This is a genomic window from Avibacterium sp. 20-126 (genome assembly GCF_044358625.1).
In the GTDB taxonomy this organism is placed as follows: domain Bacteria; phylum Pseudomonadota; class Gammaproteobacteria; order Enterobacterales; family Pasteurellaceae; genus Avibacterium.
The window spans coordinates 555,849-568,973 of record NZ_CP091457.1 but is presented as its reverse complement, the minus strand read 5'-3'; the positions used below and the strand labels follow the sequence as shown (position 1 = coordinate 568,973).

At 39.8% G+C, this 13,125-nt stretch carries 10 protein-coding genes, 2 tRNA genes and 1 pseudogene; 8 read left to right on the top strand and 5 right to left on the bottom strand.

The features are described 5' to 3' along the window. Positions 1-48: 48 nt before the first annotated feature. Positions 49-510 carry a ribonuclease HI gene (gene rnhA, locus L4F91_RS02740; RefSeq protein ID WP_250350754.1) on the bottom strand — a complete coding sequence of 154 codons (462 nt, stop codon included), beginning with the start codon at positions 508-510 and terminating at the stop codon, positions 49-51. An 80-nt stretch (positions 511-590) separates the two neighbouring features. Between rnhA and dnaQ the strand changes: the two genes are divergently transcribed. From dnaQ to L4F91_RS02725, 3 genes are all read left to right on the top strand, one after another. After that, a complete protein-coding gene (gene dnaQ, locus L4F91_RS02735) occupies positions 591-1,358 on the top strand; it encodes a DNA polymerase III subunit epsilon (RefSeq protein ID WP_250350755.1) in 768 nt (255 codons plus the stop codon). A gap of 87 nt (positions 1,359-1,445) precedes the next feature. Further along, positions 1,446-1,522: transfer RNA gene (locus L4F91_RS02730), tRNA-Asp, on the top strand. Positions 1,523-1,540: 18 nt separating this feature from the next. Then, positions 1,541-1,617: transfer RNA gene (locus tag L4F91_RS02725), tRNA-Asp, on the top strand. A 429-nt stretch (positions 1,618-2,046) separates the two neighbouring features. On the opposite strand, the gene metK is transcribed toward L4F91_RS02725, so the two are convergent. From metK to L4F91_RS02705, 4 genes are all read right to left on the bottom strand, one after another. Then, positions 2,047-3,201 carry a methionine adenosyltransferase gene (metK, locus tag L4F91_RS02720; RefSeq protein WP_250350756.1) on the bottom strand — a complete coding sequence of 385 codons (1,155 nt, stop codon included), beginning with the start codon at positions 3,199-3,201 and terminating at the stop codon, positions 2,047-2,049. Between the two features lie 135 nt (positions 3,202-3,336). Then, positions 3,337-4,875, bottom strand: a complete 1,539-nt coding sequence (lnt, locus tag L4F91_RS02715; RefSeq protein ID WP_395897122.1) for an apolipoprotein N-acyltransferase — start codon at positions 4,873-4,875, stop codon at positions 3,337-3,339. Beyond that, the gene (gene corC / locus L4F91_RS02710; RefSeq protein WP_250350758.1) at positions 4,872-5,774 is read right to left on the bottom strand and encodes a CNNM family magnesium/cobalt transport protein CorC; all 903 of its coding nucleotides are present in this window, start codon (positions 5,772-5,774) and stop codon (positions 4,872-4,874) included. The genes lnt and corC overlap by 4 nt, the downstream gene beginning before the upstream one ends. Before the next feature lie 147 nt (positions 5,775-5,921). Further along, complete coding sequence (locus tag L4F91_RS02705) at positions 5,922-7,874, bottom strand: LTA synthase family protein (RefSeq protein WP_265762192.1); 1,953 nt, start codon at positions 7,872-7,874, stop codon at positions 5,922-5,924. Between the two features lie 251 nt (positions 7,875-8,125). Here L4F91_RS02705 and lepA point away from each other — a divergent pair, with 251 nt between their 5' ends. From lepA to L4F91_RS02680, 5 genes and pseudogenes are all read left to right on the top strand, one after another. Beyond that, positions 8,126-9,919, top strand: a complete 1,794-nt coding sequence (lepA, locus tag L4F91_RS02700; RefSeq protein WP_250350760.1) for a translation elongation factor 4 — start codon at positions 8,126-8,128, stop codon at positions 9,917-9,919. Positions 9,920-9,931: 12 nt separating this feature from the next. Then, positions 9,932-10,963, top strand: coding sequence for a signal peptidase I (gene lepB, locus L4F91_RS02695; RefSeq protein WP_250364224.1), 1,032 nt, complete (start codon positions 9,932-9,934; stop codon positions 10,961-10,963). 20 nt (positions 10,964-10,983) lie between these two features. Further along, complete coding sequence (gene rnc, locus L4F91_RS02690) at positions 10,984-11,670, top strand: ribonuclease III (RefSeq protein ID WP_250364223.1); 687 nt, start codon at positions 10,984-10,986, stop codon at positions 11,668-11,670. Then, complete coding sequence (gene era, locus L4F91_RS02685; RefSeq protein WP_265762193.1) at positions 11,667-12,590, top strand: GTPase Era; 924 nt, start codon at positions 11,667-11,669, stop codon at positions 12,588-12,590. The genes rnc and era overlap by 4 nt, the downstream gene beginning before the upstream one ends. Positions 12,591-12,804: 214 nt before the next feature. Continuing rightward, positions 12,805-12,966: pseudogene (locus L4F91_RS02680) on the top strand (enoyl-CoA hydratase); the annotation flags it as partial. Positions 12,967-13,125 lie beyond the last annotated feature (159 nt).

The following is a 13,125-nucleotide window of genomic DNA, read 5'->3' as shown; positions in this document are numbered from 1 at the left end:
CCTTACATCAAGAAAAAGCGGTGAACTTTCCTTCACCGCTTTATATTTTTAAGATTCATAGCCCACATCTTCCAACGTTGGATTTTCTGCACCTTGTTTTGCAAGTTGATCACAAATTTCATTTTCTCGATGTCCACTATGTCCTTTCACCCACTGCCAATGAATTTGGTGTCGTTGTGTTTCATTATCGAGCAATAGCCATAAATCTTGATTTTTCACAGGTTTACCCGTGCTAGATTTCCAATTATTTTTTTTCCAATTAAAAATCCACTTAGTCATACCATTTTTCATATATTGACTATCGCTATGTAGCGTTACCTGACAAGGTTCTTTTAAGCTCGCTAAAGCCGCTATGACGGCTCGCAGTTCCATTCGGTTATTTGTTGTTTTGAAATAACCTTGTGAAATTTGTTTTTCGTGCTGTTTGTAGCGCAATAGAATACCAATGCCCCCCCTGCCGGGATTGCCTAAACACGAACCATCAGTGAAAACGTCAATATGCTTTAACATAAATTCAAATAAATTTAGCTATAATTTTTTTTCAAATGGGGCGATAATACCGCAAAATTGAGTAAAGAGATAGGAAAACTATGACAACGCCACTTCTTCCTGAACGTCAAATTGTACTGGATACCGAAACTACGGGGATGAACCAATTTGGTGCGCACTATGAAGGACATTGCATTATTGAGATTGGTGCGGTTGAATTAATCAATCGCAAATACACAGGGCGAAAACTGCATTTATACATCAAACCAGATCGCCCCGTTGATCCCGAGGCAATTAAAGTTCACGGGATTACCGATGAAATGTTGGCTGATAAACCAAATTTTTCTGAAATTGCGCAGGAATTTATTGATTTTATCCAAGGGGCTGAATTGCTTATTCATAACGCGCCCTTCGATGTCGGGTTTATGGATTATGAATTTCAAAAGCATAAATGCAATGTGAAAACCAGCGATATTTGTACCGTTACCGATACCTTACAAATGGCTCGCCAACAATATCCCGGCAAACGCAATAGCTTAGATGCCCTTTGTGATCGCCTTCACATTGATAATAGCAAACGTACCTTACACGGGGCGTTGCTTGATGCGGAGATCCTGGGTGATGTCTATTTAGCCATGACCGGTGGGCAAACGAGTTTATTTGACGAAGCAGAAACCGAAGAGCCAATACAACAAATTGAGGAAGAGGTACAAATTGAAAGTGCGGTGCTTTTTTCGCAAGATTTCACGGTGATTACCCCTGACGATGCAGAAGAGCAAGCACATTTAGATTATTTAAAATTGATTAACAAAAAAAGCAAAGATAATTGCCTATGGATGAAGCGAACTGAGGACGAAACCTTACATTAACGCTCATTCATTAATCAGTTAAACAGTGAGGCATAAAAATTGCTTGACGAACTTTTCGTTCACTATTATTATGCCTCTCGCTAATGCGGAGTGGTAGTTCAGCTGGTTAGAATACCTGCCTGTCACGCAGGGGGTCGCGGGTTCGAGTCCCGTCCATTCCGCCAATTTAGCATCCTAGATTCGGAGCGGTAGTTCAGCTGGTTAGAATACCTGCCTGTCACGCAGGGGGTCGCGGGTTCGAGTCCCGTCCGTTCCGCCAATCTTTTTACCATTTCAATAAATATTTCTCAATTTTCAAGTTATATTCCCTTATATCAAGACCTAGTAAGTAGGTTAAATATAGCTATAAATAATAGCTACGAGGTTTTATCTATACATAAATAAAATGAATAAAAAATAACTGACCAAAAATCAATCATAAAAAAATTGCTAAGAAAATAAAAATAAACTAAATTTAACAAAACTCTCCGCCAGCTCACATATTGCCTTATTTACATTTTTATCGCTTATTTTTAGCCAGCCTAAGTAATAAAAAGCACTACTACACTGATCTGACCCAAAGCACTTGTTGTTTGAAACTTTAAGTATATTTCGTCATAAAAAATCTGCACCTTAATCAGTTAGTTGTTTAGTCCAACTTTTGGGGTGCAGATCACACATCATTGCAATAGCGCTTTTTCAGACTATCTTAATTTATGCCTGCAGCAACTCTCAATTCTTCAGCACGATCCGTTTTTTCCCAAGGGAATTGCTCACGTCCAAAATGCCCATAAGCTGCGGTTTGGCGGTAGATTGGTTGAATGAGATCAAGCATTTTAATTAATCCATAAGGGCGTAAATCAAAAAACTCACGCACTAAATTTACCAATAATGCATTGCTCACTTTGCCCGTGCCAAAGGTTTCCACCATAATGGAAGTCGGCTCAGCCACACCGATGGCATAAGAAAGCTGAATTTCACAACGATCAGCTAAACCGGCGGCAACAATATTTTTTGCTACATAACGTGCGGCATAAGCGGCAGAGCGATCCACTTTTGAAGGATCTTTGCCCGAAAATGCCCCCCCACCGTGACGAGCAGCGCCACCATAGGTATCAACAATGATCTTACGTCCAGTTAGCCCACAATCTCCCATTGGACCACCAATTACAAAACGCCCTGTTGGGTTAATGAAATACTTGGTATCTTTGCCAAACCATTCAGTTGGTAAGACTGGTTTAATAATTTCTTCCATTACACCGTCATAGATGTCTTGTTGGCTCACGCTATCTGCGTGTTGAGTAGAAAGCACCACTGCATCAATGCCAACAATTTTATCATTTTCATATTTTAGGGTAACTTGGCTTTTCGCATCTGGACGTAACCAAGGCAAGGTGCCGTCTTTACGTACTTGTGCTTGGCGTTCCATTAAGCGATGTGCATAAGTAATCGCTGCCGGCATTAATACATCAGTTTCATTGGTGGCATAGCCAAACATAATACCTTGGTCGCCTGCACCTTGATCTAATGGGCTTTCACGATCCACCCCTTGATTAATGTCGGAAGATTGTTTTCCAATAGCATTTAACACCGCACAAGAATGGCCATCAAACCCCATATCAGAATGTTTGTAACCAATATCACAAATTACTTGGCGTGTTAGATTTTCAATATCCACCCAAGCAGAGGTGGTGATTTCCCCCCCTACAAGTGCCATACCTGTTTTCACATAGGTCTCACACGCCACACGAGCTTTGGGATCTTGTTTGAGAATTTCGTCTAATACCGCATCAGAAATTTGGTCAGCAATTTTATCTGGATGCCCTTCTGACACTGATTCGGAAGTAAATAAATAAGATGACATAGCTTTCCTTAAAAGATTAAAATTAAATTTTAGATGTTTTTGCGTCTAGACGGCTATAATACGCTTTTTCGTTTAGAAAGCAAGCATTAATTCACTTGCTCACTTTCTTTTACCAAAGGAAAAAATCCGTTAAATTTACACCGCTGTTCGTTTTAGTATTCGCCATAATAATAGGTTCACGCCACGCAATAGCATTAGTAAAAAGCATAAGAAATACAAAGGCATATCACCTAATTGAGCATAAGGCGTTTTACCTACTGTTGGTGCAATACGTTGTGTTAAAGTGGTTTCCACAAACTGTGGAGCTTGAGCGATCACCTCACCTTTCGCATTAATAAAGGCGGTGATTCCAGTATTGGTGGCGCGAATTTCAGGTTTCCCAAATTCTAAAGCACGCATTCTTGCCATTTGTAAATGTTGCCAAGGACCGATGCTGTTGCCAAACCACGCGTCATTGGAAATGGTCAGCAAGAAATCGGTTTCCACGTTCAGATTTTTCTGCACTTGTGAACCAAAAATAATTTCATAGCAAATTGCTGGGGTAAATTTCCGTTGTTTAGCTAAAAATGGCTTTTGTACTTCTTCCCCTGATTGGAATGCCGACATCGGTAAATTAAACACCGAACCCAGCGGACGCAAGAGGTTTTCCAATGGCACATATTCACCAAATGGGACAAGATGATGTTTATTATAGCGGTTGTGAGTTTGCTCGCTATAAGGTAAATCAGGATCACCTAAGTTTATGATAGAATTAAATAATTTTCCTTTTTGCCAATCTTGATAAATGGTTCCAATCATCACTTGCGTCCCTGTATCTTTGGTTGCTTGCTGTAAGGAAAGTAAAAATCGCTGAATATCATTTTCTAAAGTTGGTAATGCGGCCTCAGGCAAAATGATAAGATCTGTTTTACCTAAATACTGAGCAATAAGACGCCCATAAATTCCTAAGGTTTGGCTAAGATAATGTGGTTCCCACTTCAAGTTTTGCTCAATATTCCCTTGCACAAGGGTGATGGTTAAGGCTTTCTCTGGCTTTTCCTGCACATAATTCGCGGAAGATGGCCACATTGCTAAACCGCTAATAATCAGACATAACACCGATTGTGAAGCAATCATTAACCATTTTTTATCTTTCTGTAATAAGTGAGAAATCAGTGAAAAAAGCACCGCACTTACCCACATAACAAAGAAAGTTAGCCCCTGTACACCAAAAATTGGCGCAAGTCCTGAAAATGGACTGTCAATTTGTGTGTAACCCAATTGTAGCCACGGAAAACCGGTAAATAACCAACCGCGTAAAAACTCTGTGAATGTCCAAAGCACAGGATACAGTGCGAGATTATTCACCTTAAAGCGTTGAATAAAATAGGCAAACAGTGTTGGAAATAAGGCAAGATACGCCGCCAGCAATACCACTAACACATAGCTGAGCCACAACGGTGAGCCTCCAAATTGGTGAATGCTCACGTGTAGCCAATTCACGCCAAAGCTAAAAAAGCTCAGGCCCCATAAAAATGCACCACAAAGTGCGGTGCTTTTTTTCGCTGTTTTTGCCACCCATAATAACCCTAATAGGGAAAGATAGGCGACGCCCCAAAAATCAAAAGGAGAAAAAGCAAAAACACCTAATCCCCCAGATAATAAAGCAATAAGATAAATTAATTGTGATTTCATTGCGCGCTATTGTAATTTTCTTCGTGAGTTGCTATTTCTTCCAAACATTCATCAGGCACGGTAACACGCAACTGAATAATGCGACGACTGTCTGCGGAAGTCACTTTAAAGTGTAAGTTTTCAAGGGTAATCTCTTCCCCCCGTTTTGGTAAATGACCGAAGGCTTGCATTACCACACCACCCACCGTATCCACTTCTTCATCCGTAAAATGCGTGTGGAATTGCTGGTTGAAATCTTCAATATCCGTTAATGCACGCACAGCGTAAGTATGACGAGAAAGCTGACGAATATCTGCCACATCTTCTTCATCAAATTCATCTTCAATATCACCAACAATTTGCTCTAAAATATCTTCAATAGTTACTAATCCTGACACCGCGCCAAATTCATCAACCACAATCGCCATATGAAAGCGCTCAGAACGGAAATCTTTTAACATTCTATCTACACGCTTACTTTCCGGCACGATGACCACTGGGCGAAGCAGAGAAAGTAAATCAAATTCTTCCGCATTAGAACGCAAAAATTTTAGCAAGTCTTTCGCGTGTAAAATCCCAGCGATATTGTCTTTTTCATCGGTAATCACTGGAAAACGTGAATGCGCACTTTCAATAATGGTTTCCAAGCAAGCATCCAGATCCTGATCGGCTTCAATAAACACAATTTGCGAACGCGGGATCATAATATCACGCACACGTAATTCAGCGATTTCCATTACCCCTTCAATCATTTCACGGGTATCTTGATCAATTAATTCATTTTGTTCGGAATCACGGATCACTTCCACTAATTCCTCACGGTTTTTCAACTCACCTTGGAAAAATCGCCCAAATAGGGATTGCAAAAAATTCTTTTTATTTGTGGTTTCTAAGCCAGTATTTTGGCTATCATCGGTCATTTTGTTCTCTCTTATCGTTAATTGAGGGAGGTTTAATCAAAATATGTCCGCACTATCATATCAAAACTTAACTACGGGGCAAGCGATTATGAAGATTTTCCTTACCCTCAAAAAAATGAAATACGACAAAAAAGTACCGCACTTTGTTTATTGCTCTTTTACAGGAGATTCTGGGCGATACAGCTTTTGTTTATAGGCATAACTACCCCATAATGCATAAGCTAAGGCTTCTTTTTTGATTAATTCAGGAATCTCTGTAGGGGTTAATTTACCAGCTTGCGTATCATAATGAAAACCTTGAATGGGTTGATTTTGCTGTAAAATTGCAACATCGTTACCTTTGCGATACGCCATTGTACGGTCAAATTGCATTAACGCACGATTAGGATCTTGCGGTTGGGTTAGATCATAACCTAACATTGGATAATTACCACTTGCACCAATTAAAGAAAGCAAGGTAGTAGGCATATCAATTTGGCTCACTAAACGGTTATCACGGCGCGGTGTAATCCCCTCTCCTAAAATTAGAGCTGGAATATGGAAATGCTTGATTGGCACTAAGGCACTCCCATTTACCCTCGAATCGTGATCTGCAATCACTAAAAACACGGTATCTTGCCAATAATTAGATTTTTTCGCTAATTGGAAAAAATAACCCAACGCATAATCAGCATATTTCGCCGCATTGTTACGGGTTTGTTTTGGTTGCTCATAAAGTTCAATTTTGCCATCTGGAAATTCAAAAGGATCGTGATTGCTGGAACTAAACACAAGGCTGAAAAATGGCTTTCCGCTTTCTTGCCATCGGGTAAATTGTTCATTGGCTTCGGCAAAAAGATCTTCATCGCTTACCCCCCAAGTCGCAGTAAAGTGGGGGTGTTTATAATCTTTTTCATCAATAATGGTTTCAAAACCATTACCATAGAAAAAGCTCGCCATATTGTCGAAATGTTTTTCTCCACCATAGATGAAAGAGGTGTGATAGCCTTGTTTCTTAAGAAAATCCGCAATGGTAAAGAAATTAGTTTGTGAACCTGATAATTTCACCACCGAGCGCGCGGGTGTTGGCGTAAAACCTGCCGTTATTGCTTCAATACCACGCACAGAACGTGTCCCTGTGGCATAAAGATTTTCAAATAGCCAGCCTTCTTTCGCCAATGCATCAAAATAAGGGGAAAGTGGTTTCCCCCCTAAGGTTTGGACAAATTGCGCCCCAAAACTTTCTTCCAAAATAATGACTAAATTTTTTGCTTTACCTTGATAACTCGCCACATTGTGTGTCATTGTTGGCAAAATATCAGAAATATAGTCACTTGCTGGTCGTCCTCTCGCCTGTTTAAGGATTGCCACAACTTCATCTAACGGCATTTTGCCGTAAATTTCTGAAGAATGATCTTCATCTTTCATTTGTTGAACGGCAAATAGCACGGAATAACTGGAATTCAATACCAAAGAATTCACCAAAGGATCGGAAGAAAATGCTACCATTGCTGGGTTAATACCGCGGTGCTGAAAGCTCGATCTTGCTCCGATAAAGGTCATTGCCCCAATAAGCAAGAAAACGACAGGACGCCAATACCATTTAGGATAAGATAAATTTTTCCATAAATTCACAGACAAACGCCAAAAGCTATAAGCAAAAAGTGCGGTCAAAATTAGCGTTAAAATTAACACCACAAAATGCCCGTTTGCCAGCATTGTAAACACTTCTTTCGGATGAACTAAATATTCCACAAACAAACGATTTGGACGAAAATCATAGGTTTCAATAAAAGCTGGCGTAACAATTTCCATAAAAATAATAAACACACTACTTAGCACAAGCCATAAACGCACAAATCCGTTTACTACTCGCCCAATCAAACAGTTGCCAGCAAAAAAACAAGTAAGCAAAATAGGAAAAGAAAATAACCAGCATAGACTTGCAACATCAATCCTAACGCCTTGTAAGAATAACGAAAACCAGCCATTAACGGCAGAAATTCGATCGGCTTGCCATATCCCAAGGGCGACTCGGCTAATAGATAAGATAATGAGATTAATACAGAAAAAAATAAAAATGGGAAAAAATGCACTAAGCCGTTTTTTAAGACTGTTCATAATAGCCCTTAAAAAGAAAAAGTATGTGCTTGTTAGAATAGCAATAACCCAGAAAGTTCTTGTAATTTCTTGATTTTTTTTATTTAAAACAAAAAAATAAATTTCATTAAACAATAACATTGGTGCTTTCTTTAACAACTCTTCTAAACGCACAAATACTTTCCCTTTTATATAGCGTAAAAACCGATATTCAGGTACAATCGACCAGTTAAATTTTGTCAAATTTTAGAGTTTAGTTTATTTAGAATAATATGAAAAACATTCGTAACTTTTCAATCATTGCGCATATTGACCACGGGAAATCAACCCTTTCAGATCGTTTAATTCAGACCTGTGGGGGGCTGTCTGACCGTGAAATGGCAGAGCAAGTGTTAGATTCAATGGATTTAGAGCGTGAGCGTGGGATCACCATTAAAGCGCAAAGCGTCACGCTCAATTATAAAGCGAAAGATGGCGAAACCTATCAGCTGAATTTTATTGATACGCCGGGACACGTGGATTTTTCTTACGAGGTATCGCGTTCTCTTGCGGCTTGTGAAGGGGCATTGTTAGTGGTTGATGCGGGACAAGGCGTGGAAGCCCAAACCTTGGCAAACTGTTATACCGCCATTGAAATGGATTTGGAAGTCGTACCAATTCTCAATAAGATTGACTTGCCTGCGGCTGAGCCAGAGCGTGTTGCGGAAGAGATTGAAGATATTGTTGGTATTGATGCGCTGGATGCGGTACGTTGTTCTGCCAAAACCGGGCAAGGCATTGAAGATGTACTAGAAGAAATCGTAAAAAAAATCCCCGCACCTGAAGGCGACCCTAATGCCCCACTACAAGCCTTAATTATTGATTCTTGGTTCGATAATTACCTTGGCGTGGTTTCTCTTGTACGTATTAAAAACGGTACTTTACGCAAAGGCGATAAGATTAAAGTGATGTCCACAGGACAATCTTACAATGTAGATCGCTTAGGCATTTTCACCCCGAAACAAGTGGATACTCAAGTATTAAATTGTGGTGAAGTTGGTTGGGTTGTGTGTGCGATTAAAGATATTTTAGGCGCGCCAGTAGGGGATACCTTAACCCTACATAATAATCCAGCAAGCACCGCGTTACCGGGCTTTAAAAAAGTCAAACCGCAGGTTTATGCGGGCTTATTCCCAATTAGTTCAGATGATTATGAAGCATTCCGTGATGCCTTAGGCAAATTGAGCCTAAATGATGCCTCTCTATTCTATGAGCCAGAAAATTCTACCGCTCTGGGCTTTGGTTTCCGTTGCGGATTCTTAGGCTTATTGCATATGGAAATTATTCAAGAGCGTTTAGAACGTGAATATAATCTTGATTTAATTACCACTGCCCCAACAGTAGTGTATGAAGTGTTGCAAACCAATGGTGAAGTGATTTATGTGGACAGTCCATCAAAATTGCCACCACTTAATAATATTAGTGAAATTCGTGAGCCGATTGCAGAATGTAATATGCTCTTGCCACAAACTTATTTAGGTAATGTCATCACGCTCTGTGTTGAAAAACGAGGTGTGCAGACCAATATGGTCTATCACGGCAACCAAGTAGCGCTGACTTATGAAATCCCAATGGGAGAAGTGGTGCTTGATTTCTTTGATCGTCTTAAATCTACGTCTCGTGGCTATGCATCATTAGATTATGGTTTCAAACGTTTCCAAGCCTCAGAAATGGTACGTGTGGATATTATGATCAATGGTGAGCGTGTTGATGCCCTTGCGTTAATTGTACACAAAGATAACGCCCCTTATCGTGGTCGTGAATTGGTTGAAAAAATGCGTGAACTCATTCCACGTCAGCAATTTGATATTGCCATTCAAGCGGCTATTGGTAACCACATTATCGCACGTTCAACGGTGAAACAATTACGTAAAAACGTCCTAGCTAAATGTTACGGTGGCGATGTCAGTCGTAAGAAAAAATTGTTGCAGAAACAAAAAGAAGGTAAAAAACGAATGAAGTCTTTAGGTAACGTTGAAGTGCCACAAGAAGCATTTTTAGCTATCTTACACGTTGGTAAAGACTAATAAGGAAGCATTATGTCAAAATCAAATTTATTTTTTGTGCTACTTGTCGCAGTCGGTTATGGTATTTGGCGATATTTAGAACATTTAGCCTTACCGAATACGTTCACCATTGTACTTATTTTATTCACTGCAGTTTGCGGGATCTTATGGTGCTATTACCGTTTTGCTGTTTTGCCAAAACGTCTCCGCCAAATTACCCGTGCAGAGCAACGTAGTGGAAAACCTTTAACTGAGGAAGAAAAAGCCAGCATTGAACCGATTTCAGAAGGCGGTGAATTTTTAGCTTCACTTTTTCCAGTACTCGCATTTGTCTTAATTTTACGCTCTTTCTTATTTGAGCCATTCCAAATTCCATCGGGTTCTATGGAGCCGACTTTACGAGTTGGCGATTTTCTACTGGTAGAAAAATATGCTTACGGTATTAAAGATCCTGTTTTTCAAAACACCTTGATTGAAACAGGCAAACCGCAACGTGGTGATATTATCGTGTTTAAAGCCCCGCCAGAGCCGAGCGTAGATTACATTAAACGCATTGTTGGCATTCCTGGGGATCGCATTAAATATAATGAAGTCGATCGCCACATCACAATTACTTATGGCAAAGATGGCAAAGAATGTACAGAAAATTGCGTAACAAAAGAATTTACCTATAACGAACCGCAGCCCGATACAGATTTCAACATTATTATTGGGCAAGACCGTCAAGGTAAACCGATATATAGCGATATGCACCCATTGAAAGTAACCGAAACAGGCGATGTTACACATCAAATTCATTGGGATCCACAGCCACCGAATGCGACTTATTTATATCAAGGCTATGACAAGCAACAAAATTACATTACAGAATGGGTTGTGCCACAAGGCGAATATTTTGTAATGGGAGATAACCGTAATCACAGTGCAGACAGCCGTTTTTGGGGTTTTGTGCCAGAAAAAAATATTGTAGGCAAAGCAAAATATATTTGGTTAAGCCTTGATAAAAAACAAGGCGAATGGCCAACGGGTCTGCGTTTTGACAGAATGTTTAGCACAATTAAATAAAAAATTGAATAATCAACACAATGACAAAAAACTTAGATCGCTTACAGCGTAACATCGGCTATCAATTCCAAGATATCAATTGGCTCAAACAAGCACTGACTCACCGAAGTGCCGCAAAAAACCATAATGAACGCTTGGAATTTTTAGGTGATGCAATTTTGAACTACACTATCGCCAATGCTTTATATCAACAATTTCCTCAATGCAATGAAGGCGAACTCACACGTATGCGTGCAACCCTTGTGCGCGAACCAACGTTGGCTCAACTCGCCAAAGAATTTGAATTAGGCGAGTATATGCTATTAGGCTCTGGCGAGTTAAAAAGCGGCGGTTTTCGTCGAGCCTCTATCCTTGCTGATTGTATGGAAGCGATTATTGGCGCAATTTCACTCGATCGCGATCTTGCCACAAGTACCGAAGTAACACGCTTATGGTATCAACGGTTATTACGCGAGATTAAGCCGGGGGAAAATCAGAAAGATCCGAAAACTCGTTTACAAGAATATTTGCAAGCAGATCATCTGCCACTTCCTAGCTACAATGTCGTCAATATCAGAGGTGAAGCACATAATCAAACTTTCACCGTTGAATGCCGTGTGGAAAACGTAAAAAAAATTGACCGCACTTTTATTGGCGTTGGTTCTAGCCGTCGCAAAGCCGAACAAGCCGCCGCGCAACAAATCTTAAAAATATTGGATATAAAATGACACAAATAACAGAACATCAGTACGAACATCCCACTTATTGTGGATTTATTGCTATCGTAGGGCGCCCAAATGTTGGAAAATCAACCTTATTAAATAAAATCTTAGGGCAAAAGATTTCCATTACTTCAAGAAAAGCACAAACAACACGTCATCGTATTGTGGGAATTCACACTGAAGGCGCTTATCAAGCTATCTATGTTGATACCCCCGGATTACATATTGAAGAAAAACGTGCAATTAACCGCTTAATGAACCGAGCAGCAAGCAGTGCAATTGGCGATGTGGATTTAATTATCTTTGTGGTAGATGGCACGCACTGGAACGACGATGATGAAATGGTATTGAATAAACTTCGCCGAGCCAAAGCACCCGTGGTGTTAGCGATAAACAAAATTGACAACATCAAAGATAAAGAAGCCTTATTGCCTTTCATCACAGAAATCAGCCAAAAATTTGACTTTAAAGCCATTATTCCTATTTCTGCACAACGTGGCAATAACGTACAAGAACTAGAGAAAATTGTACGCCAATCATTACGTCAAGGGGTTCATCACTTCCCTGAAGATTACGTTACCGACCGCTCGCAACGCTTTATGGCATCAGAAATCATTCGTGAAAAATTAATGCGTTTTATGGGCGAAGAACTCCCTTATTCGGTTACGGTAGAAATTGAACAATTCAAAACAAATGAACGCGGCACTTATGAAATCAATGGACTCATCCTCGTTGAGCGAGAAGGTCAGAAAAAAATGGTGATTGGAAATAAGGGACAAAAAATCAAAGTCATTGGCACAGAAGCGCGTGCTGATATGGAACGTTTATTTGACAACAAAGTGCATCTAGAACTTTGGGTAAAAGTAAAATCCGGCTGGGCTGATGATGAAAGAGCATTGCGTAGTCTAGGATATATGGAAGAGTAAGTTAAAATATAAAGTTTGCCCTTTATATACGACTTTTCTTTTTCCTCTGCACCAAGACCATAATCCACATCTAACTGATGTGGATTTTCAGCTTTCCCACAATCCTATGAACATTAAGTATCACTAAAGAACGCTAAATACTGCTCATCCACTAATAATGGCTTATTTATCACTTTAGCCATCAGACTACTCATTCATTATAGTCGTTTAAACTTATGATTGGTGGGGAGCGCTTGGCATTGTGTTGAGCATTAAGCAAAAACGCAGTAAGTATTTTTGTTCTGAATGGTGTTTTAATGCGCTTTCAGGCAATGAAGAAGGCTGGCTATTTAGCCCGAATCAGTTGGCGGCAATGTTTAAGAAAGGGAAAATTTAATGGTTGAAACAACAAACGAAAATCAGACAATCTCGACAAGCAAACAAAAGTTATTGGATGGGCTTTATTTGATGGTGGCAAAGGTTGTTACACACAAGCGGCTAAACAATTCAAAAATATCGAAAATTGCAAGATTTTGAAGTATTTGAATAATTCAGA